Here is a 21,145-nt window from a genome sequence, read left to right as displayed (position 1 = left end):
CGGGCCGATGGGCGAGATGGTGAGTTACCACCGCAACGGCGGGACCGGCGAGGGATATCTCGCGATACCGTCCAGCGGGGCGGCCAGCCCGGCGGTCATCGTCATCCAGGACTGGTGGGGTCTCGTCCCGCACATCCGCTCGGTGGTGGACCGGTTCGCCGAGGCTGGCTTCGTCGCCCTGGCTCCCGACTTCCGGCACGGCCAGCCCGCCAGCAAGCCGAGTGAGCCCCGGCAGATGCTCAACAGCACCCAGATGGACGAGGCGGCGGCCGACATCGCCGTCGCGGCGGAATACCTGGCCGGTCGGGCCGAGGTGACCGGCAAGGTCGGCTGCGCGGGGTTCTGTGCCGGTGCCAGCCTGGCCCTCTGGGCGGCCACCCGGGCCGAGCGGATCGTGGCCACCGCCGCCTTCTACCCCCGGCTGCCGTGGGAGGGCATGCCCACCGAGTGGGTCGACTACGCGGGCAAGGCGGCGGTCGTGCACTGCTCCGAGGCCGACGGCCTCTCTGCCGCCGACGGCGTACAGACCGTCCGCCGGGCCGTGGAGAACGCCGGTGGCACCTGCCAGACGTACGACTATCCGGGCACCGCACACGCGTTCTTCAACGAGGACCGGCCGGAGAACTTCGACCAGCGGGCCGCCGCCACCGCCTGGGCCCGCACCCTGGAACTCTTCCGGGCCAAGCTTGGCTGAGTCGCGTACCCCCGGCGAGGTGGTCGCCCGCGCCGCGCGGGCGACCGACCTGGCCGACCTCGACGGCGCGATCAGCGACTGTTTCGCCTGCCCGCGGCTGGTCGACTGGCGGGAAGAGGTCGCCCGGACGAAACGGGCCGCCTTCCGCGATCAGGAGTACTGGGGTCGCCCGGTGCCCGGCTTCGGCGCCCCGGACAACCGCACCGGGCGGGGCGGATCGGGCCCGCCGGCCACCGCCCGCTCGTCAGACCCGGCCGCCGCCCGTTCGTCACGCCCGGCCACCGGCTCCTCGTCGCGCGCCGTCACCAGCGCGACGAGGGCGGCGGTGCCGGCGGCCAGCTTCGGGGCCACCGGCCCGACTCCGGCGGCTTGTCCGGCCCCGGTGCCGGCCCCGGCGTCGGACGTCCGGATCGGGATTCTCGGGCTGGCCCCGGCCGCGCACGGGGGCAACCGGACCGGGCGGGTCTTCACCGGGGACCGCTCCGGCGACGTGCTCTTCGCCGCCCTGCACCGCGCCGGGCTGGCCAACCAGCCGACAAGCGTGGCCGCCGACGACGGGCTCACCCTCACCGGCACCCGGATCTTCGCCGCCGTACGGTGCGCGCCGCCGGACAACAAGCCCACGCCGGCCGAGCGGGACACCTGCGCCCCCTGGCTGCACCGGGAGGTGGAGCTGATCCGGCCCACCCTGCGGGTGGTCGTCGCGCTGGGTGCCTTCGCCTGGGCCGCGTGGTGGCCGGTGCTGCGCCAGGTGTGGGGAATCCGGCCGCCCAGCCCGCGACCGGCCTTCGGCCATGGGGCACACTGGTCCGGGTCGGCCGCTCCCGATCTGCTCGGTTGCTACCACGTCAGCCAGCAGAACACCTTCACCGGGCGGTTGACCGCAGAGATGCTGGACGATGTGTTCACCCGGGCGAAGCAGCTCGCCGGGGTGGACTGAGCAGCGTGGGACGGTGGCGATGGACCTCGGCGTACTGCGCAGATGGTGGCCCGTCGCCATGGTGACCCTGCTGCTGCTCGCCGCAGCGCTCGCCGCCGGGCATTCGTCGATCGGCGCCAACCGCATCCCGCCGGCCGCCGACAACATCCCGTACGTGCCGGCGTATCCGTCCGCCGCGCCGGCCCGGTCGTTTCCGGTCGAGCCGCGCGCCGACGCCGAGCAGACCCGGCCGAGCGTCCCGCAGTGGATCACCACGGCGGCGATCGTCCTGCTCGGACTGGCCATCCTGGCCGCCCTCGGCTACCTGGCCTGGACGCTGCTGCGCGGCGCGCTGCGCCGGACCACCCGGGCGATCCCCGCCGCGCGGGCCCGGCGTGCCGCCGAGGGCACCGCCCGGGAGGTGGTGGCCGCGCTCGACGCCGGCCTGGAGGAGTTGGACGACGCCGACACCGACCCGCGTACCGCCGTCATCGCCTGCTGGGTACGGCTGGAGGAGGCCGCCACCGAGGCCGGCGTGCCGAGGCGTACCGGGGACACCCCCACCGACCTGGTCACCCGGCTGCTGCGTGGCGAGCCGGCGGCCGGCGTGCCCGCCATCGCCAGCGCCGACGTGCTGGACGGCTTCGCCCACGTCTACCGCGAGGCCCGCTACGCCACCCACACCGTCGACGCGCGGATGCGGGACCAGGCCCGGGGGGCGCTGCGGCGGCTGCGCGGCGAACTCACCACGTTGGCCGACGCGCAGGTGCCGGCGTGACCGCCCGGCACCGCGCACCCGGTGAGGTGCCGGGATGAGCGAGTCGACCGGTCTGGACGACCTGTTCCGCTTCGAGGACGAGCCGGCGGCCCGGCCGGGACGGGCCCGGGGCGGACGCGCCCGCTGGGTGTTCCGGCTGCTTCTCACCGCCGCCGGGGTGACCGCCGTGGTCCTGGTCGGCCTGCGGGCGGTCGGCCTGCAACTGTCGCTCGGGATCGTGGTGGCCGGGGTGCTGGCGGTGCTCGTCGTCCGCCGGGTCACCGCCGCGCTGGCCCCGCCGCCTCCGCCCCGTAGCGGTGGCCGGGCCCCCGTCGGTGAGGAACCCGGCGCCTACAACTGGGCCGCCCGGGACGCGCTGCGGGCCGCCATCAACGGCTGGGAGCGCCCGCTGGACTGGTCCTCGGAGAACCCGGAACGGTTCGCCGAGCGGATCCTGCCCCGCCTCGGCGAACTGGCCGACGAGCGGCTGCGTCAACGTCACGGCCTGACCCGGGAATCCGACCCCACCCGGGCCCGTGCCCTGCTCGGGGACCAGCTGTGGAGCTTCCTCGACGCCCCCTCCCGCCGTCCCCCGTCGCCGCGCGACCTCGCGGTGATCGTCGCCGAACTGGAGAAGATCTGATGAACGACGTGGACCGCAGCATCGCCGCCACGGAGGTCGGCCACCTGGCCCGAGCGGTGCTGGACGCGGTCGGCACGGTCGTGGTCGGCAAGCGGGAGTCCCTGGAACTTGTCCTCGCCGGTATCCTGGCCGGCGGGCACGTGCTGCTGGAGGACCTCCCCGGGTTGGGCAAGACGCTTACCGCGCGCTCCTTCGCCCAGGCCCTCGGGCTGGACTTCCGCCGCCTCCAGTTCACCCCCGACCTGCTCCCCGCCGACGTCACCGGCTCGTTCCTCTACGACCAGCGCAGCGGCGACTTCTCCTTCCGGGCCGGCCCGCTCTTCACCAACCTGCTGCTGGCCGACGAGATCAACCGGACGCCGCCGAAGACCCAGTCGGCGCTGCTGGAGGCGATGCAGGAGAAGCAGGTCTCCGTCGAGGGCGTCACCTACCGGTTGGACGAGCCGTTCCACGTCCTCGCCACCGCCAACCCGATCGAGTACGAGGGGACGTACCCGCTGCCCGAGGCGCAGCTCGACCGGTTCCTGCTGCGGGTGTCGTTCGGCTACCCGGAGCAGGACGAGGAGTGGGAGGTGCTGCGCCGGCGGATGAACCGTCGCCGCGAGGAGGCCCGGATCGAACCGGTGGTCGACGCCGCCACCCTGCGGGCCATGCAGGCCGCGCTGGAGGACGTGGTGGTGGAGGACTCCGTCGGCCGGTACATCGTGGACCTCACCGCGGCCACCCGGGAACACCCGTCGGTGCTGGTCGGGGCCTCCCCTCGTGGTTCGCTGGCGCTGCTGCTGCTGGCCCGGGTCCGGGCCGTCTTCGCCGGCCGCGACTACGTGGTGCCGGAGGACGTGAAGGAGGTGGCGGCCCCCGCCCTGGCACACCGGATCACGTTGCGCCCGGAGATGTGGCTGCGCCGGGTGGACCCGTCGTTCGTGGTCGGCGAGGTGCTGGAGCAGACCCCGGCCCCGGCCAGTGGGGCGCTGCCCAGCTACGCGGCCGGCCGGTCCGGGCGCTGATCGTCGTGCCTGACCGTCAGGAGCCGGCGGCGGGCTGGTCGCCCACCTGGGCGCTCGGCCGGGCGGTGCTGCTCACCGGGCTGCTGCTGATCGCCGCCGTGCTGCTCGGCCGGGTCGACCTGGTCGTGCTGGCCACGCCGTTCGCGCTCGGCACCGCCTACGCGTTGCGCCGCCGGCCCGTCGCCGCCCCGCAGTTGGAGATCACCGCCGGGGACGCCCAACTGGTCGAGGGCGGCGAGTTGGCCGGCGCCGTGGTGGTGGGCAACCCGGACACCGTGCCGTACGACGTGGTGGTGGTCCGGACCCGGATCTCGCCGTGGCTGCGGGTGCGGCGGGCCGGCTTCGGCGGGCTCGGGCTGGACGTCAGCCGCGCCGGCGGCGCGGACCGGCCCTTCGTCACCTCGCTTGCCACCGGCACCGCCGTCGACCTGGAGTTGTCCGGCACCGCGCTGCGCTGGGGCCGGCACCCGATCGGCCCGGCCGGCGCCCGCGCCGCCGCCGCCGACGGGCTGCTGGTCTCCCGGGCGGTGCTCACCGAGCCGGTGCGGATGCGGGTGTACCCGAAGACCGAGCCGTTCGACGCGGTGGAGGCGATGCCCCGGGCCGCCGGGCTGGTCGGCGCGCACCACTCGCGCCGCCCGGGGGAGGGCGGCGAGCTGGCCGGGGTGCGGGTCTTCGGGCCGGGGGACCGGCTGCGCCGGATCGACTGGCGGGTGTCGTTGCGGACCCGGCAGTTGCACGTGGCGTCGACCCTGTCCGACCGGGACGCCGAGGTGGTCGTCCTGCTCGACGTGCTGGCCGAGGCGGGCCGCTCCGGCGGGGTGGCCGGCGCGGCGTCCGTGTTGGACACCACGGTCCGGGCCGCCGCCGCGATCGCCGAGCACTACCTGCACCGGGGCGACCGGGTGGCGCTGCTGGAGTACGGTCCGGCGGCCCGCCGACTGCGCCCGGCCACCGGCCGCCGGCAGTACCTGACCGTCCTGGAGTGGCTGCTCGACGTGCGCGCCGAGTCCTCCCCGCACGAGCCGTACGACCAGGTCTTCGGCCCCCAGGTGCTCTCCGCCGACGCCCTGGTGGTGGTGCTCACCCCGTTGCTCGACGAACGGTCCGCGCAGATGTTGGCCCGGTTGGCCCGGGGCGGCCGGTTCGTGGTGGCGGTGGACACCCTGCCGACCGACCTCTCCCCGCCCGGTGACCGGGGCTGGGCGCCGGTGGCGTACCGGCTGTGGCGGTTGGACCGGGACACGATGATCACCCAGCTCCGGGAGCACGGTGTGCCGGTGGTGGGCTGGGCCGGTGCGGGCAGCCTGGACCAGGTGCTGCGGGACGTCGCCCGGCTGGCGACCGCACCCCGGGTGGGTGGCCGGTGAACGCGGTGGACGCGACCCGGGAGCGGGTCCGGGTGGTCCGTACGGCGGCGACCCGGGTCGCGCTGCTGCCGCTGCTGGTGCGCGGTGGCATCTTCCTGGTCGTGCTGGCCGGCCTGCTGCTGGCGTACCCGGTGCAGCTGTTCAACGCCCGGTCGTTGCTCGCGTTGACGGTGGTGGCGGTGCTGCCGGCGGCGGCCCCGCGTCGGGTGTGGCCGACTTTCGCCGCGCTGGTCACGGTGACCGGCTGGGTGTTCGCTTCGGCCGGTTACGACCGCCCGATCGCGTTGTGGCGGTTATTGGCGGTGGCGGCCCTGCTCTACCTCGGGCACACCCTCTGCGCGCTCGTGGCCGTGCTGCCGTACGACGGGGCGATCGACCCGAACGTCGTGCTGCGCTGGCTCGGCCGGGCCGGTGCGGTGGTGCTGGCGTCCGCCGTGATCGGCGTGCTGTTGACCCGGTCGGGGCAGCTCGGCCCGAATGACGGTTTCCAGGCCGTCACGGTGGCCGGGCTGCTGGTGGCGGTGGGTCTGAGCGGGTTGCTGGGCTGGCTGCTGCGCCGCAGATAGCGGCCTCCAGCGGGGACGTCGTGCAGGTCACAGGTGTTGTGCTCCGTCACAGATGGGGGTCTCGAGCGGGATTACCGGAGCCGCCCGGGGAAAGATAGATGACGTGAATCCGAAGCGGATCCTTGTCGTGGGTGCCGGGCACGTTGGCCTGTACGCCGCTCTGCGCCTGTCCAAGAAGCTGAGCTCCCGTGAGGCCGAGGTCGTCGTCGTCGACCCGCAGCCGCACATGACGTACCAGCCGTTCCTCCCCGAGGCGGCGGCCGGCAACATCTCGCCCCGGCACTCCGTGGTGCCGCTGCGGCGCGAGTTGCGCAGGTGCAAGGTCGTGGCGGGCGCGGTGACCCGGATCGACCACAGCCGCAAGACCGCGGTGGTGCAGCCGATCTCCGGACCGACCCGGGAGATTCCGTACGACCACGTGATCGTGGCCCCCGGCTCGGTGTCCCGCACCCTGCCGATCCCCGGACTGCACGAGCACGGGATCGGGTTCAAGACCATCGGCGAGGCCATCTACCTGCGCAACCACGTGCTGGACCGGCTCGACGTGGCCGCCGTCACGCCCGACGCCGACGTCCGCCGGTCCGCGCTGACCTTCACCTTCGTCGGCGGTGGCTACGCCGGCATCGAGGCGCTGGCCGAGATGGAGGACATGGCCCGGGACGCGCTGCGCTACTACCCGGAGCTGAAGCCGGAGGACATGCGCTGGGTGCTGGTCGAGGCGACCCAGCGGGTGCTGCCCGAGGTCGACCGGGACATGGGCGCGTACACCGTGCAGCAGCTGCTCAAGCGGAACATGGACATCCGGCTGGACACCCGGTTGGAGTCCTGCGTCGACGGTGTGGTGAAACTCTCCGACGGGGACAGCTTCCGTTCCGACACCATCGTCTGGACGGCCGGCGTCAAGCCGTCGCCGATGCTGGACAAGACGGACTTCCCCCGCGACGAGCGGCGGCGGGTCACCTGCCTGCCCACCCTCCAGGTCGTCGACGGCGACCGGGTGGTGGAGGGGGCGTGGAGCGCCGGCGACTGTGCCGCCGTACCGGACCTGACCAAGGAGCCGGGCAACTACTGCTCGCCCAGTGCCCAGCACGCGGTGCGGCAGGCATCCCGGATGGCCGACAACATCGCGCTGGTCGTCCGGGGGCAGGAGCCGGTCGACTACAAGCACAAGCACGCCGGCAGCGTGGCCAGCCTCGGCCTGCACAAGGGCGTGGCCCAGGTGTACGGCGTGAAGATGAAGGGCTGGCCGGCCTGGTTCATGCACCGGACGTACCACATGAGCCGGATTCCGTCGTTCAACCGCAAGGTCCGGGTCGTGGTCGACTGGTCGCTGGCCTTCTTCCTCAAGCGCGAGGTGGTCGCGCTCGGCCAGCTGCACGACCCGCGCGAGGAGTTCGCGGAGGCGTCGCAGCCGATCCCGATCACCAGCAAGGCGGCCTGACCGCCGCTGCGTGCCGTACGCCCCTTCCCGGTCGAGGGGAGGGGCGTACCTACGGCGTCGTCCGGCCGGAACTCGTCCGGTGGGCCTGCGGCGGGGCCACGGGGTACGTCGCCGCCGCCCAACGGGTTACCGTGACACTGCACCGTCGCGCATCGACGCGACGCCGCCCCCGCCCGGGTGGTGGAACGGCAGACACGGCCGCCTTAAAAGCGGCTGCCGCAAGGCGTGCGGGTTCGAGACCCGCCCCGGGCACCACACTCTCAGCTTTCCCACAGCGTCCCGGTCGTCGCGGGTGGGGCCCGGCCGTTTACCCTGGAAGTGCACGTTTGCGTGCGACGACCCCCTGAGGGAGGCCTGAGACAGTGAAGACCTCGAACCCGGTGCTCGCCCGGCTCGGCCAGGCGGCCGAGCGGGAGCGCTCCGCCGGGTACGCCCAGCCCGGGCCGTCCGGTTATGGACAGCCCGGTATTCCCCAGCAGTACCCGGGCCAGCCGGGCTACCCGGTCGCCCCGATGGTGTCCGGCACGATGACCCTCGACGACGTCGTCGTCAAGACCGTCACGCTCCTGGGCATCCTCGGCGTCTCCGCCGCGGCCGCCTGGATCCTGGTGCCGGATTCGGTGCTCGGCGTCGCCTGGATCGGGGCCGCGATGGTCGGCCTGGTCCTCGGCCTGATCATCTCGTTCTCCCGGGTCGCCAACCCGGCGCTGGTCGTCGCGTACGCGATCGTCGAGGGTGCCTTCGTCGGCCTGGTCAGCAAGGTCTACGAGACGGCCTACCAGGGCATCGTGCTCCAGGCCGTGATCGCCACCTTCGGCGTCTTCTTCGTGATGACCATGCTCTACAAGGCGCGGGTCATCCGGGCCACCCCCAAGTTCGTCAAGGGCATGATCGCCGTGATGGCGGGCCTCTTCGCCGTCATGCTGATCAACCTCGTGCTGGCCCTGTTCGGGGTCAACACCGGCCTGCGCGACGGCAGCCCGCTGGCCATCGGGTTCAGCCTGGTCTGCATCGTGGTCGCCTCGTTGAGCTTCGTGCTCAGCTTCAAGGAGGTCGAGGACGGCGTCCGGATGGGGCTGCCGGCCCGCTACTCCTGGACTGCCGCGTTCGGCATCGTGGTCAGCCTGGTCTGGCTCTACCTGGAGATGCTCCGCCTGATCAGCTACTTCCAGGGCGACGACTGACGGTTTCGCACCCGGCGCCCGCCACCGCGACCCTGCGGCGGCGGGCGCCGTCGTCTGTCCGGACGATCCGCACCGGCCCGCCCGGTGTGCCGTCGTCTGTCCGCCCGGCCCGCCCGGCCGGTGCGTAGACTCGCCGACGATGAGCGCAGCGGAGTTGGACCGGGCGGTGGCGCTGCTGGTCCGTCAGGTGGGCCACTGGCAGCAGCCGCGCTGGGCGGCGGTCGCCGAGGGCGGCAACGTGTCCCGGGCCGACCTGGTGCACAAGCTGGTGCAGGAGGTCGCCGACCTGGCCGCCGACGCGGAGGGCGAGCCGCGCCGGGACGTACCCCGGTTGGCGCATCCGATGGCCCTGCCCGACCAGCTCCGGGTGGTCGCGGCGGACCTGGTCGCCGCCGGGCCGCCGGAGGCGGTGCTGGCCGGGGCCACCGCCACGGTGACGGCGACCCGCAGCACGCTGTAGGGCTCAGCTCAGCCGTTCCAGCACCATCGCCATGCCCTGACCGCCTCCGACGCACATGGTCTCCAGGCCGATCGTCCGGTCGTGCCACTGCAGGGCGTTGAGCAGGGTGCTGGTGATCCGGGCGCCGGTCATGCCGAACGGGTGGCCGACGGCGATCGCCCCGCCCATCACGTTGACCTTCTCCTCCGGGATGCCGAGCTGCCGGTACGACGGGATCACCTGGGCGGCGAACGCCTCGTTGATCTCGACCAGGTCGACGTCGTCCACGGTCATCCCGGCCCGGCGGAGCGCCTGCCTCGACGCCTCGACCGGGCCGAGGCCCATGATCTCCGGCGACAGCGCGGTGACACCGGTGGAGACGATCCGGGCCAGCGGGGTGAGCCCCAGGTCCCTCGCCCGCTGGGCGCTCATCACCACCACGGCGGCCGCGCCGTCGTTCAGCGGGCAGCAGTTGCCGGCGGTGATCCGGCCGTCCGGGCGGAAGACCGGCTTCAGCCCGGCCACCGCCTCCATGGTGACCCCGGCGCGCGGGCCGTCGTCGGTGCTCACCACGGTGCCGTCCGGCGTGCTGACCGGGGTGATTTCGCGGGCCCAGAAGCCGTCGGCGATGGCCTTCTCGGCGAGGTTCTGGCTGCGGACGCCGAACGCGTCCATCTCCTCCCGGGTGATGTCGTGCACCTGGGCCAGGTTCTCCGCCGTCTGCCCCATGGCCAGGTAGATGTCGGGGAGCTGGCCGTCCTCGCGCGGGTCGGTCCACACGTCGGCACCACCCTGCGCGCGGGCCGTCGACCGCTGCCGGGCCTCGGCGAAGCGCGGGTTCTCCCAGCCGCCGCCGACCAGCGCCTGCGCCTCGGGCGGGAGGGTGTCGGAGTTGCCCCGGGCGTACCGGGAGACCATCTCGACACCGGCGGAGACGAAGACGTCGCCCTCGCCGGCCCGGATCGCGTGCATCGCCATCCGGGTGGTCTGCACCGACGACGCGCAGTAGCGGGTCAGCGTGGCACCGGGCAGGCCGTCCAGGCCCATCAGGGTGGCGACCACCCGGGCCAGGTTGAAGCCCTGCTCGCCGCCGGGCAGCCCGCACCCGAGATAGAGGTCGTCGATGGTGGTGGGGTCGAGCCCGGGGACCTTGTCCAGGGCGGCCTGGACGATGGTGGCGGCGAGGTCGTCCGGGCGGACCTCGCGCAGGGAGCCCTTGAAGGCGCGGCCGATGGGGGACCGGGCGGTGGCGACGATGACGGCGTCGCGGGACGACTCAATCGGCATGAACCAACGTTAACTTGCCGGTAACTTGGTGCGGAAGCGGACCGCCCGGCGGGAAATGTCACCCGGGCGGGTCAGTGCCGGGAGGCGACGTTGGCGGCGGCGGCGACCGCCGGCAGGAGGGCGTGCGCCCACACCCGGTAGCCGTCGGCCGACGGGTGGAAGCCGTCGTGGCACAGCGTCCCGGCGTCGGCCCGGAACACCGGCCCGGTCTCCGTACCCAGCTCGACGACCGTGCCCCCGGCATCGAGCACGGCGGCGGTCTGTGCCCGCGCGATCCGCCGACCCGACCAGCCGATCAGCTGCCGCAGCGGCGGGGCCACCGCCCGCACCGCACCCAGATCCGGGCAGGTGCCGACGACGACCTCGACCCGGGCCTCCCGCAGCCGGCGCACCGCCGCGGCGAGGTAGGCCGCCGCCTCGATCGGGCGGCGCATGGCCGTGGCGTCGTTCGCCCCGATCAGCACCACCGCGACGTCCGGCCGGTCGCCGAGCAACGCCCGTGCCACCTGGGTCGCCAGGTCGTCGGAGCGGGAACCGGAGACCCCCACGCTGGACAGGTGCACCCGACGGCCGGTCGGCCCCTCGGCCAGCAGGTGGGCGAGCTGCCCGCCGACGGTCTCGTCGAAGCGGGTCACCCCGACGCCGAGCGCCGAGGAGTCGCCGAGCAGCACCAGCCGCAGCGGCGCGGCGCCGACCCGGCCGACCGTGGCCCGTAGCGCCAGGCCCAGCTCGGGCTGGGCGTAGCTGCGGTTACGGGCCGCCACCGCCTGGCCGGCCAGCACCGCCGCGCCGCCGATCGTCCCGGCGAGCAGGGAGACCGCCGCGGCCCGGCCGAGCCGTACGGCGAGTTCGCCGCCGACCGAACGCCCGGTCACGGTGTCACCGTCCGGAGGCAGGTGTCGGCGGTGGCCGGCTCGGCGTGGCACCCGTGGCACCCGGTGGTTCGCTCGCTGTGCTCGCTCATGCCAGTCCCTCCAGTTGGGGTGAGTCGGCGGCGGGGCCGGGCTGCGGCACCGGGGCGACGCCGAAGAAGGCCCGCCGCCGTAGCTGCGCCCAGCGGCCGGCCGGGCCGTGGTCACGGCCCCGGACCTGGGTGCCACTGACCTCCGTGCCGGCGTGCCGGGCCGCCTCATGGGCGGCCTGGGGCAGCGACCGTACGCCCTCGCCGAGCGCCAGCAACGGCCGACGCTCCCCGCCCCCGAGCGCCGACAGCACGGTCGGCAGGAGCGCGGCGGCGGCCATCGCGTACCCCTCGGCGGAGGGGTGGAACCGGTCCCAGGCGAACATCCGCGTCGGCTCGGCGGCGAACCGGGGGCCGAGCAGGTCACCGAGGGAGACCGTCCAACCGCCCGCCTCGACCACCGCGACCGTCTGGGCGGTGGCGAGCTGTCGGCTCCACCGCCGGGCCAGCCAGCGCAGCGGAGGCTGGATCGGCTGGATCGCGCCCAGGTCGGGGCAGGTCCCGACGACCACCTCACAACCGGCGGCGCGCAGCGTGCGGACCGCGTCGACCAGGTAGCGGACCGCCACGGAGTACGGCGTGCGGTTGGTGACGTCGTTGCCACCGACCAGGATCACCGCGACGTCCGGTGCGCACTCCAACGCCGCCTCGACCTGCGGCCGGAGGCCGGCGGAGAGCGCGCCGACCACGGCGAAGCGGTGCACCCGCACGGCCCGGTGCAACCGCCGGGACAGCCCGGTGGCCAACAGCGAACCCAGGGTCTCCCGCCGCCGCAGCACCCCGTAGCTGGCGGCCGAGGAGTCGCCGAGGATCACCATGGTCAGCGGCGAGCCGGGGATCTTGGCGCCGTACACACCGTCACAGCGGGGCGGCGGGGCCTCCGCCATCGGGATGGTGCGCCGGGCCTGCCGGGCCTGACCGAGCAGCACCCCGCCGGTCGCGGCGACGGCAGCCGCGGTGGCACCCGTGCCGATCGCCGCCAGGCGGACGACCTGCCGGGCGCGGCGCCAGCGCGGATCAACCGGAACGACGGAACCAGCCACCCCCATACAGCGACATTATCGCGCCGGAACGACACCCCGCTTCCGGCAGGACGGCCGGTTCAGGGCTGGGCGACGACGGTTCTGGGTACCTGATCCGGTGGCGGGGTCCACGTGCGGTCGTCCCGCCGCAGGTGACGACGGCTTGCGCCGGGGAGTCACGCTGGTCGGTGGAGAGGGGCTGGATGAGATGGGTAGGACTTTGAAACGGACCGCGGCCTTCACGGCGCTGGCCCGGTCGTTGGCGGCGGGCGCCCGGGGTGGCCCGTCGCTGGGCACCCGTTTGGCGGCGCTGCCCCGGATGATCCGGGCCACCGCCCGGGGCGAGTACGACGGCGGCCTCCGGCTGGCCATGATGACGGCGGCGACGGTCTACGTCGTCTCGCCCATCGACGTGGTGCCGGAGCTGTTCCTGACGGTTTTCGGCCTGGTGGACGACGCCGTCATGGTCACCTGGCTGGCCGGCAGCGTGCTGTCGGAGACCGAGCGCTTCCTGGAGTGGGAGGCCCGTGGTGGCTCCGTCATCCCCGGTCATGTGGCGCTCTGACAGCCCGTACCCTGGGCGACGAAGGATCGTCTGCCAGGCCGCCGTCGCCGGCGCCGCAACGAAGGGCACAACGAGGTGCAGTACTACGACAACGTCGTCGACCTGATCGGCAACACCCCACTGGTACGGCTGCGCAACGTCACCGAGGGCATCCGGGCGACCGTGCTGGCGAAGGTGGAGTACCTCAACCCGGGCGGCTCGGTGAAGGACCGGATCGCGCTGCGGATGGTGGAGGACGCCGAGGCCGCCGGAATCCTCAAGCCCGGCGGCACGATCGTCGAGCCGACCAGCGGCAACACCGGTGTCGGGCTGGCCCTGGTGGCCCAGCTCAAGGGCTACCACTGCGTCTTCGTCTGCCCCGACAAGGTCAGCCAGGACAAGCAGGACGTGCTGCGCGCGTACGGGGCCGAGGTGGTGGTCTGCCCGACCGCCGTCGCCCCGGAGGACCCACGCTCCTACTACAACGTCTCCGACCGGCTGGCCCGGGAGATCCCCGGCGCGTGGAAGCCCGACCAGTACAGCAACCCGGCCAACCCGCGCTCGCACTACGAGACCACCGGCCCCGAGCTGTGGCAGCAGACCGAGGGCGGGCTCACCCACTTCGTCGCCGGGGTCGGCACCGGAGGCACCATCTCCGGCATCGGGCGCTACCTCAAGGAGGCGTCCGACGGTCGGGTGAAGGTTATCGGGGCGGACCCGGAGGGCTCGGTCTACTCCGGCGGCACCGGTCGGCCGTACCTGGTCGAGGGCGTCGGTGAGGACTTCTGGCCCCAGACGTACGACCGGGGGATCGCCGACGACATCATCGAGGTCTCCGACAAGGCGTCCTTCGAGATGACCCGGCGGTTGGCCCGCGAGGAGGGCCTGCTGGTCGGCGGCTCCTGCGGGATGGCCGTGGTGGCGGCGTTGGAGGTGGCCCGCGCCGCCGGCCCGGACGACGTGATCGTGGTGCTGCTGCCGGACAGCGGCAAGGGCTACCTGTCGAAGATCTTCAACGACCGGTGGATGGCCCGGTACGGCTTCCTGGACCACTCCGGCACCGAGCCGACCGTCGCCGACGCGCTGGCGAGCAAGCCGGGTGGGCTGCCCGAGCTGGTGCACGTCCACCCGACCGAGACCGTCCGCGACGCCATCGACTACATGCGCGAGTACGGCGTCTCCCAGCTCCCGGTGCTCAAGGCCGAGCCGCCGGTGGTGACCGGCGAGGTGGCCGGCTCGATCGCCGAGCGGGATCTGCTGGATGCCCTCTTCACCGGCCAGGCGCACCTGCACGACACCATCGAACGGCACATGGGCGACCCGCTACCGATGATCGGCGGTGGTCAGCCGGTGAGCGAGGCGGTGGGGCTGCTGGAGAAGTCCGACGCGGCGCTGGTGCTTGTCGACGGCAAGCCCAGGGGCGTACTGACCCGTCAGGACCTCCTCGCCCACCTCGGCGCGCACTGACCCGACGTACCACGGCGAGGGGCCCTTCCACCGGAGGGGCCCCTCGCCGCGTCCGGCGCGGTGACCCGGTGGTGGTCCGGGCGCGGGCCACCCGCCTAGAGGGGGCGGGTGTAGCGGAGCTGGGGCACGGGGGTGGTGCCGATGCGCTCGTCCCGGGTGCCGCCGGTCCAGGTCCAGCCGCCGTGCTCGTAGAAGCCCCGGGCACCGGTGTTGTGCTCCAGCACCCAGAGCACCGCCCGACGCCAGCCACGCGTCCGCATGGCGTCCAGCGCGTCGGCCATGAGCGCCCGGCCGGTGCCCCGGCCCCGCTCGGCCGGTTCGAGGTGGATGGCGTTGAGCAGGCCGGTCGCCGGGTCGCCCTCGTCGTCGGGGCCGAGGTAGCTGAAGCCGACCAACCGGCCGTCCCGCTCGGCCACGGTCATCAGGTGCTCGTCCCGCTCCCACGTCCACCGCTCGACCCAGTACGCCCCCATCGCCGCCGGCGTCGGTTCGGCCAACGCCCCGGCCGGCAGGAACGACGAGTACGCCGCCACCCGGGAGCGCTGGTGCAGGGCGCCGACCGACATCAGGTCGCCGGCGACGGCGGGACGGAGCGTGACGTTCACCCGGCCGAGGCTACCCGCCGGGGCGGGACCGGCACGGTGGTCAGGTCTTCGGCGATCACCAGCTCACCGGCGAAGTGCTCGCGGGCCTCGTCGTGGAAGCGGCGCGGGTCGGCGTACCGCTGGGAGAAGTGGGTGAGCACCAGCGTGCGTACCCCCGACTCGGTCGCGACCCGGGCGGCCTGGCCGGCGGTCAGGTGGCCGACCTCGGCGGCGAGCGCGGCCTCCGACGCCAGGAACGTCGACTCGATGACCAGCAGGTCGGCGTGCTCGGCGAGGGCGTACACCCCGTCGCAGAGGCCGGTGTCCATCACGAAGGCGAACCGCTGCCCCGGCCGGACCACACTCACCTCGTCGCGGGTGACGCGGCGTCCGCCGACGTCCAGGTGCCCGACGCGCAACAGCTCGCCGACGGCCGGCCCACCGATACCGTACGCGGACAGCCGCTCCGGCAGCATCCGGCAACCGTCCGGCTCGACCAGCCGGTAACCGTACGTCTCGATCGGGTGCCGCAGCCGGCGGGCCTCCAGCGTGCCGACGCCCAGGGTGATCCGCTGCCCGTCGGTGGTGATCGGCTCGACGGCCAGCTCGGCGGTCTCGTGGAAGGAGCTGGCGTGCCGCAGCCGGGCGAAGTAGTCGGCACCACCGGCCGGGAAGTGCACCGCCACCGGGTGCGGAACCCGGTCCAGGGAGAGCCGCTGGATGGTGCCGGGCAGGCCGAGACAGTGGTCGCCGTGGAAGTGGGTGACGCAGATCCGGGTCAGGTCGGTGGCGGTCACCCCGGTGTGCAGGAGCTGCCGCTGGCTGCCCTCGCCCGGGTCGAAGAGGATGATCTCGTCGTCCCAGCGCAGCACGTAGCCGTTGTGGTTGCGCAGCCGGGTGGGTGTCTGGCTGGCCGTCCCGAGCACCACCAGCTCACGCATGGACAAGGCGGCCTCCCCGGGCTGAGCTGACCGACCCGACGGTGCCGTGCTGAGCTGGGCCCGGTGGTGCCGGGCTGAGCTGGCGGGCCCGATGGCGCCGGGAATGGGCGACCCCCGGGGCTTCCGCGCTGGTGCGCGGGCCGACTGGACTGGGTCGGCACCCCGGGGGTCGGGTGGCTGCCGTGGATTCGCCGCACCGCTGCCACACGGTCTCGACGATCATGCTGGTGTTTCACTGTCGAGGACAGCGGCTAGCGGACAGCCACCTCACGAGTCCGATTGTTATACAAGTCTGGACCACCTCCTTTCCCGTGTACCGCCACGCTAACCACTTCGCGGGGCACCGGCAACGGATTTCGATCACAGACCCGGGAACCCCCGGGCGCTCAGTCGACGAGGCCGATCGGGCCCTCGCGTGGGCCCTCCTCGCTGGCCGGCTGCACCGCCAGGGACGGGAAGTCGGCCAGGTCGCCCTCCGGTTCGGCGTCCCACTCGGGGAAGACCAGGTCGCTCTGGAGGTAGAGGCAGAGCAGTTGGGTCAGGTGGCGCAGCCCGTCCAGGTGGGTGCGCTCGTGGCCGTGGGTGGCGTCCACCCCGAAGCCGAGCAGCGCCACCCGGGCGTGCGCGCCCGCCTCGACCGCCGCCGCGACGTCCGAGCGGTAGTAGTCGAAGACGTCGCGGACCAGGTCCACCCCGTGGTCCTTGGCGATGGCGGCGAGGTTGCGGGTCAGGTGGTAGTCGAACGGGCCGACCCCGTCGCCCATCGCCAGGGTGGCCGCGTTCTCCCGGGACTGCTGGCCCGGGGCGACCACCGCCGCGTCCACCGAGACGATCTCGGCGACGTCCGGGTCCAGGCCGTGGCTGGCCCCGTGCCCGATCTCCTCGGTGACGGTGACCAGCAGGTGGGCGGTGACCGTCGGGGTGATGCCGGCGTCCACCACCGCCTTGAACGCGGTCAACACCGCCGCCACGCCGGCCTTGTCGTCCAGGTGCCGGGACTTCACGTACCCGGAGGGGCTGATCATCGGGTTCGGCAGGAACGCCACGAAGTCGCCCGCGTCGATGCCGAGCGCCCGCAGGCCGGCGATGTCCTCGACCGGCTCGTCGACCCGTACCTCGACATGCTCCCAGCCGACGCCCTGGAGGTCGACGTCGTCGTTGTAGCGGTGCCCGCTGGCCTTCAACGGCAGCACCTGGCCGGTGATCACCCGGTCCAGGTCGTCGGTGAAGATCCGTACGTGCGCGCCCTCGGCGAACCGGGCGGAGTGCGTGCCGATGGTCTTCAGCTCGAGCCGGCCGTTCTCCTTGAGCCGCTTCACCATCCCGCCGATGGTGTCGGTGTGCACCACGATGGCCCGGTCGGCACCGGTCTGCCGGGGGCCGGGCAGGCAGGCGCTGAGCGCACCCCGCCGGGTCAGCGTGGACGGGATGCCGAGCGCGGAGAGGCGTTCCCCCACGTACTGCTGCACGTGGTCGGTACGCCCCGACGGGCTCGGGATGTCCAGCAGCTCCACCAGCACCTGGCGCAGGTACTCCAGGTCGATCTCCAGGGGCTTGAGGCTCACGCGCCCCCTCCGGGACCGGCCGGGCTCCAGAGCCGCTGCGGTGCGCGGGTGCCGGGGAAGAGCAGGTCCACGAAGCGCTCGGCGGTGGGCTGGGGCTCGTGGTTGGCCAGGCCCGGCCGCTCGTTCGCCTCGATGAAGACGTGCTCGGGCTGGTCGGGGGCGGGGACCAACAGGTCCAGCCCGGTCACCGGGATGTCCAGGGCCCGACTCGCCGCCACGCAGGCGGTGGCGATCGTCGGGTGCAGTTCGGCCGTCACGTCGTGGATTGTGCCACCGGTGTGGAGGTTCGCCGTCCGGCGCACCGCCAACATCCGCCCCTCGGGCAGTACGTCGTGCATCCGGTGCCCGGCCCCGGCCACCACCTCGCGGGTCATCTCGTCGACCGGGATGCGGGACTCACCACCGGTGGCGGCGGCCCGCCGCCGACTCTGCCGCTCGATCAGCTCGGTGATGTCGTGCACCCCGTCGCCGGTGATCTGCGCCGGTCGGCGTACCGCCGCAGCCACCACCTCGTGGTCGATGACGATCACCCGCAGGTCCTCGCCGGCCCGCAGCTCCTCGATCAGCACGTCGGGGCAGAACCGGCGGGCCAGCTCGACGGCGGCGGCCAGCGCCTCGGCGGTACGCACCCCGACGGTGATGCCGTTGCCCTGTTCGCCCCGGGCCGGCTTGACCACCACCGGGCCGATGTCGGTGAGGAAGGCCAGGTCGTCGGGATCGCCGGTGGCGGTCCGGCCGCGCGGCACCGACAGGCCGGCCTCGGTGAGGATGCGCCGGGTGACCCGCTTGTCGTCGCAGCGGCTCATCGCCACCGCCGAGGTCAGCTCGGACAGCGACTCGCGGGTGACGATCGTCCGGCCGCCGTTGGTCAACCGCAGCTCACCCCAGTGGGCGTCGGTGACCTCCACCCGGATGCCGCGCCGCATCGCCTCGTCGGCGACGATCTTCGCGTACGGGTTCAGCTCGTCGTAGCCCGCCGGGGTGGCCGGCAGGAAGAGCCGCTCGTTGATCGGGTTCTTCCGCTTCACGCAGAGCGTGCCGGTGCGGTGGAAGCCCAGCCGCTCGTAGAGCCGGATCGCGCCTGAGTTCTCGGCGAGCACCGACAGGTCGACGAAGGCGCGGCCCCGCTCGTCCAGCCGGTCGGCCAGCTCGGTGAGCAGGGCCTGGCCGGTGCCGGGCGGCGCGGTGTTGAAGTCCACGGTCAGGCACCAGAGGCTGGCGCCGTTCTCCCGGTCGCCGAAGACCGCCACGTGGTCGACGCCGGTGATGGTGCCGACGATCTCCCCGGTGCTCGCCTCGGCCACCAGGTGCAGGAACCGGTCGGTGCCGGCGTTGTCGACCAGCACCTCCACCGGCGCGGTGACCATGCCGTTGCGGGCGTAGATCCGGTTCACCGCGTCCGCGTCGTCGGCGTCCCGCAGCGGCCGGATGACCAGCCCCGGGATCTCCGCCCCCCGGTCGGTGGCGGCCGGCCGGCGGTCGCCCAGCGGTAACCGGTAGGTCAGCGACGGGTCGATGAACAACTCGTCGGGGAGCCGGGACACCAGCACGTGCGGGTCGCGCAGGTAGATGCAGATGTCCCGGGCGCCGGCCGCCTCGGAGCGCAGCACGTGTGCCACGGCGACCTGCTCGTGGAAGGTCTGGCCGAAGACCAGCCGTCCCCAGCCGCAGTCGAGGACCACATCGGATGGCCCGGACGGCTCCCGGCGCGGTTCCGGGACGCCCGGCGCGACCGGATCGCCGCCGGGGCCGATCCGTTCCCGACGGCGGCCGAGCACCCGCTCCCGGTCGGTACGGGCCGTACCGGTCGCGAGGGTCTCGTTCGCGGTCAGTCGATTCCGTGGCTCTGGAGCCACATTTCCAGAAGTCCCAGTTGCCACAGTTTGTTTCCGTTCAACGGGGTCAGTTCGGCGTTCGGGTCGGCGAGCAGCGCGTCGACGTAGTCGGCGCGGAACAGGTCGCGGCGGCGGGCCTCCGGCGCGTTGAGCGCGTCGCGTACCCGGTCGAGGAGCTTGCCCTCCAGGTGGGTCAGGCCCGGCACCGGGAAGTAGCCCTTGGGACGGTCGATCACCTCGTGCGGCAGGACCCGGCGGCCGATCTCCTTGAGCACACCCTTGCCGCCCTGGGCCAGCTTCAGCTCGGGCGGGCAGCTCGCCGCCAGCTCCACGAACTCGTGGTCGAGAAACGGCACCCGGGCCTCCAGGCCGTGCGCCATGGTCATGTTGTCGACCCGCTTCACCGGGTCGTCGGTGAGCATGATCTGGGTGTCGATCCGCAGGCCGGCGTCGACGGCGGTCTGCGCCCCCGCCCGACCCAGGTGGGCGGCCACGAACTCCCGCGCCGGGTCGCCGTCGGCCAGCCAGGCCGGGTTGAGCACCCGGGCCAGCCCGGCCGCGTCGCGGTCGAAGAACGCCTTCGCGTACGAGTCGAGCGCCTGCTCCCGGTCGATGTCGGCCAGCGGCGGGTACCAGTGGTAGCCGCCGAGGATCTCGTCCGCGCCCTGGCCGGACTGGACCACCTTGACGTGCTTGGACACCTCCTGGCTGAGCAGGTAGAAGGCGACGCAGTCGTGGCTGACCATCGGCTCGCTCATCGCGGCCACGGCCGCCTCCAGTGGCGGCACCAGGTCGCCGGCGGCCACCTTGAGCTGGTGGTGGTCGGTGCCGAACGTCTTGGCCACCAGGTCGGAGTAGACGAACTCGTCGCCCTCCCGGCCGCCGACGGCGTCGAAGCCGATGGAGAAGGTGGACAGTCCGGAGCGGGTCTGCCCCTCGCCGGCCAGCAGCGCCACCACCAGGCTGGAGTCCAGCCCTCCGGAGAGCAACACGCCCACCGGCACGTCGGCGACCATCCGCCGGCGTACCGCGGTGGTCAGCGACTCCAGCAGGGCGTCCTGCCAGTCCCGCTCCGACCAGTCGGCCCGTTCGGCGGCCCGGGTGAAGGACGGATCCCAGTAGACCCGCTCGTGGGTACGGCCGTCCGGCTCGTAGACCCGGACGGTGGCCGGGGGGAGCTTGGCGACGCCGCGCAGGATGGTGCGCGGTGGCGGCACGATGCTGTGGAAGCTCAGGTAGTGGGCCAGCGCCACCGGGTCGATGGTGGTGTCGATCCCGCCACCGGCCAGCAGCGCGGGCAGGGTGCTGGCGAAGCGGACCACGCCCGGCGTCTCGGCCAGGTAGAGCGGTTTGATGCCGAGCCGGTCCCGGGCCAGCACGAGGCGGCCGGTGTCCCGCTCGCTGATCGCGACGGCGAACATGCCGATCAGGTGGTCGACGAAGTCGAGCCCCCACTCGGCGTACGCCTTGACGACCACCTCGCTGTCGCCGGAGGAGAAGAAGCGGTGCCCCTTGGCCTGTAGCTCCTGGCGTAGTTCGCGGTAGTTGTAGATGCAGCCGTTGAACACGCCGGTGAGCCCGGCGGCCGGGTCGACGAGGGGTTGTCCGCTGGCGGCGGAGAGGTCGATGATCTTCAAGCGGCGGTGCCCGAGGGCGGTCGCCCCCTGGGACCAGACCCCACTGTCGTCGGGCCCCCGGTCACTCATCGTGGCCGCCATGCGCTCCACCGCCGACACATCGGCACGGGAACCGTCACGGCGGAACTCTCCCGCAAGTCCGCACATGCCAGCCAATGCTGCCAGAGGTTGTTGCACTTCGCCTGTTGAGCTGATGTCGGCCGTGTTACGGGATTGCTAGAATGTGCGCCACTCACCGTGACGGTGCCGTGTGGGCCGACCTTCCGGCCCGGAGTCCGGCCG

At 73.2% G+C, this 21,145-nt stretch carries 19 protein-coding genes, 1 tRNA gene and 1 pseudogene; 13 read left to right on the top strand and 8 right to left on the bottom strand.

Going from position 1 to position 21,145, the window contains the following annotated elements:
* The first annotated feature begins 7 nt into the window (after positions 1 to 7).
* From ACIG87_RS17775 to ACIG87_RS17725, 11 genes and pseudogenes are all read left to right on the top strand, one after another.
* Positions 8 to 694: a dienelactone hydrolase family protein gene (locus ACIG87_RS17775; protein ID WP_396851819.1), complete on the top strand. Its 687-nt coding sequence runs from the start codon at positions 8 to 10 to the stop codon at positions 692 to 694.
* 403 nt (positions 695 to 1,097) lie between these two features.
* Positions 1,098 to 1,634, top strand: a pseudogene (locus ACIG87_RS17770) (uracil-DNA glycosylase); the annotation flags it as partial.
* A gap of 19 nt (positions 1,635 to 1,653) precedes the next feature.
* Complete coding sequence (locus ACIG87_RS17765) at positions 1,654 to 2,391, top strand: DUF4129 domain-containing protein (protein ID WP_396851818.1); 738 nt, start codon at positions 1,654 to 1,656, stop codon at positions 2,389 to 2,391.
* Between the two features lie 34 nt (positions 2,392 to 2,425).
* The gene (locus ACIG87_RS17760) at positions 2,426 to 3,013 is read left to right on the top strand and encodes a hypothetical protein (protein ID WP_396851591.1); all 588 of its coding nucleotides are present in this window, start codon (positions 2,426 to 2,428) and stop codon (positions 3,011 to 3,013) included.
* Positions 3,013 to 4,020: an AAA family ATPase gene (locus ACIG87_RS17755; RefSeq protein ID WP_396851590.1), complete on the top strand. Its 1,008-nt coding sequence runs from the start codon at positions 3,013 to 3,015 to the stop codon at positions 4,018 to 4,020. The genes ACIG87_RS17760 and ACIG87_RS17755 overlap by 1 nt, the downstream gene beginning before the upstream one ends.
* Positions 4,021 to 4,025: 5 nt before the next feature.
* Positions 4,026 to 5,390, top strand: coding sequence for a DUF58 domain-containing protein (locus tag ACIG87_RS17750; RefSeq protein WP_396851589.1), 1,365 nt, complete (start codon positions 4,026 to 4,028; stop codon positions 5,388 to 5,390).
* 5 nt (positions 5,391 to 5,395) lie between these two features.
* Positions 5,396 to 5,956, top strand: a complete 561-nt coding sequence (locus ACIG87_RS17745) for a hypothetical protein (RefSeq protein WP_396851816.1) — start codon at positions 5,396 to 5,398, stop codon at positions 5,954 to 5,956.
* Positions 5,957 to 6,059: 103 nt separating this feature from the next.
* A complete protein-coding gene (locus tag ACIG87_RS17740) occupies positions 6,060 to 7,397 on the top strand; it encodes an NAD(P)/FAD-dependent oxidoreductase (RefSeq protein ID WP_396851588.1) in 1,338 nt (445 codons plus the stop codon).
* A gap of 171 nt (positions 7,398 to 7,568) precedes the next feature.
* Positions 7,569 to 7,652 (top strand) — tRNA-Leu (locus tag ACIG87_RS17735).
* A 107-nt stretch (positions 7,653 to 7,759) separates the two neighbouring features.
* Positions 7,760 to 8,581: a Bax inhibitor-1/YccA family protein gene (locus ACIG87_RS17730; protein ID WP_396851587.1), complete on the top strand. Its 822-nt coding sequence runs from the start codon at positions 7,760 to 7,762 to the stop codon at positions 8,579 to 8,581.
* Positions 8,582 to 8,720: 139 nt separating this feature from the next.
* A complete protein-coding gene (locus ACIG87_RS17725) occupies positions 8,721 to 9,041 on the top strand; it encodes a hypothetical protein (protein WP_396851586.1) in 321 nt (106 codons plus the stop codon).
* Between the two features lie 3 nt (positions 9,042 to 9,044).
* On the opposite strand, the gene ACIG87_RS17720 is transcribed toward ACIG87_RS17725, so the two are convergent.
* The 3 genes from ACIG87_RS17720 to ACIG87_RS17710 all read right to left on the bottom strand — a co-directional run bounded on the left by ACIG87_RS17720 (position 9,045) and on the right by ACIG87_RS17710 (position 12,317).
* A complete protein-coding gene (locus ACIG87_RS17720) occupies positions 9,045 to 10,307 on the bottom strand; it encodes an acetyl-CoA C-acetyltransferase (RefSeq protein ID WP_396851585.1) in 1,263 nt (420 codons plus the stop codon).
* A 71-nt stretch (positions 10,308 to 10,378) separates the two neighbouring features.
* The gene (locus ACIG87_RS17715; RefSeq protein ID WP_396851584.1) at positions 10,379 to 11,182 is read right to left on the bottom strand and encodes an SGNH/GDSL hydrolase family protein; all 804 of its coding nucleotides are present in this window, start codon (positions 11,180 to 11,182) and stop codon (positions 10,379 to 10,381) included.
* Between the two features lie 85 nt (positions 11,183 to 11,267).
* Positions 11,268 to 12,317, bottom strand: coding sequence for an SGNH/GDSL hydrolase family protein (locus ACIG87_RS17710; protein ID WP_396851583.1), 1,050 nt, complete (start codon positions 12,315 to 12,317; stop codon positions 11,268 to 11,270).
* 181 nt (positions 12,318 to 12,498) lie between these two features.
* Between ACIG87_RS17710 and ACIG87_RS17705 the strand changes: the two genes are divergently transcribed.
* Positions 12,499 to 12,855 carry a YkvA family protein gene (locus ACIG87_RS17705; protein ID WP_396851582.1) on the top strand — a complete coding sequence of 119 codons (357 nt, stop codon included), beginning with the start codon at positions 12,499 to 12,501 and terminating at the stop codon, positions 12,853 to 12,855.
* Between the two features lie 75 nt (positions 12,856 to 12,930).
* The gene (locus tag ACIG87_RS17700) at positions 12,931 to 14,301 is read left to right on the top strand and encodes a cystathionine beta-synthase (RefSeq protein WP_396851581.1); all 1,371 of its coding nucleotides are present in this window, start codon (positions 12,931 to 12,933) and stop codon (positions 14,299 to 14,301) included.
* A 95-nt stretch (positions 14,302 to 14,396) separates the two neighbouring features.
* Here ACIG87_RS17700 and ACIG87_RS17695 read toward each other — a convergent pair whose 3' ends face one another.
* The 5 genes from ACIG87_RS17695 to ACIG87_RS17675 all read right to left on the bottom strand — a co-directional run bounded on the left by ACIG87_RS17695 (position 14,397) and on the right by ACIG87_RS17675 (position 21,010).
* On the bottom strand, positions 14,397 to 14,906 hold the full coding sequence (locus ACIG87_RS17695; protein WP_396851580.1) for a GNAT family N-acetyltransferase: 510 nt from the start codon (positions 14,904 to 14,906) through the stop codon (positions 14,397 to 14,399).
* Positions 14,903 to 15,832: a ribonuclease Z gene (locus ACIG87_RS17690; RefSeq protein WP_396851579.1), complete on the bottom strand. Its 930-nt coding sequence runs from the start codon at positions 15,830 to 15,832 to the stop codon at positions 14,903 to 14,905. The genes ACIG87_RS17695 and ACIG87_RS17690 overlap by 4 nt, the downstream gene beginning before the upstream one ends.
* Positions 15,833 to 16,212: 380 nt before the next feature.
* Positions 16,213 to 17,391 carry an osmoprotectant NAGGN system M42 family peptidase gene (locus ACIG87_RS17685; protein WP_396851578.1) on the bottom strand — a complete coding sequence of 393 codons (1,179 nt, stop codon included), beginning with the start codon at positions 17,389 to 17,391 and terminating at the stop codon, positions 16,213 to 16,215.
* The gene (ngg, locus tag ACIG87_RS17680) at positions 17,388 to 19,223 is read right to left on the bottom strand and encodes an N-acetylglutaminylglutamine synthetase (RefSeq protein ID WP_396851815.1); all 1,836 of its coding nucleotides are present in this window, start codon (positions 19,221 to 19,223) and stop codon (positions 17,388 to 17,390) included. The genes ACIG87_RS17685 and ngg overlap by 4 nt, the downstream gene beginning before the upstream one ends.
* A complete protein-coding gene (locus tag ACIG87_RS17675) occupies positions 19,220 to 21,010 on the bottom strand; it encodes an N-acetylglutaminylglutamine amidotransferase (RefSeq protein ID WP_396851577.1) in 1,791 nt (596 codons plus the stop codon). Before ACIG87_RS17675 ends, ngg begins: the two co-directional genes overlap by 4 nt.
* Positions 21,011 to 21,145 lie beyond the last annotated feature (135 nt).

The organism is Micromonospora sp. NPDC051925 (assembly GCF_044548625.1).
Taxonomy (GTDB): Bacteria; Actinomycetota; Actinomycetes; order Mycobacteriales; family Micromonosporaceae; genus Micromonospora.
This window is presented reverse-complemented; position numbering and strand designations above follow the sequence as displayed.

Excerpts from the sequence above, each read along its gene's own strand:
- ACIG87_RS17710 (WP_396851583.1), bottom strand. The coding sequence starts at position 12,317 with ATGGGGGTGGCTGGTTCCGTCGTTCCGGTTGATCCGCGCTGGCGCCGC.
- ACIG87_RS17775 (WP_396851819.1), top strand. The coding sequence starts at position 8 with ATGGGCGAGATGGTGAGTTACCACCGCAACGGCGGGACCGGCGAGGGA.
- ACIG87_RS17765 (WP_396851818.1), top strand. The coding sequence starts at position 1,654 with ATGGACCTCGGCGTACTGCGCAGATGGTGGCCCGTCGCCATGGTGACC.
- ACIG87_RS17760 (WP_396851591.1), top strand. The coding sequence starts at position 2,426 with ATGAGCGAGTCGACCGGTCTGGACGACCTGTTCCGCTTCGAGGACGAG.
- ACIG87_RS17720 (WP_396851585.1), bottom strand. The coding sequence starts at position 10,307 with ATGCCGATTGAGTCGTCCCGCGACGCCGTCATCGTCGCCACCGCCCGG.
- ACIG87_RS17725 (WP_396851586.1), top strand. The coding sequence starts at position 8,721 with ATGAGCGCAGCGGAGTTGGACCGGGCGGTGGCGCTGCTGGTCCGTCAG.
- ACIG87_RS17755 (WP_396851590.1), top strand. The coding sequence starts at position 3,013 with ATGAACGACGTGGACCGCAGCATCGCCGCCACGGAGGTCGGCCACCTG.
- ACIG87_RS17705 (WP_396851582.1), top strand. The coding sequence starts at position 12,499 with ATGGGTAGGACTTTGAAACGGACCGCGGCCTTCACGGCGCTGGCCCGG.
- ACIG87_RS17675 (WP_396851577.1), bottom strand. The coding sequence starts at position 21,010 with ATGTGCGGACTTGCGGGAGAGTTCCGCCGTGACGGTTCCCGTGCCGAT.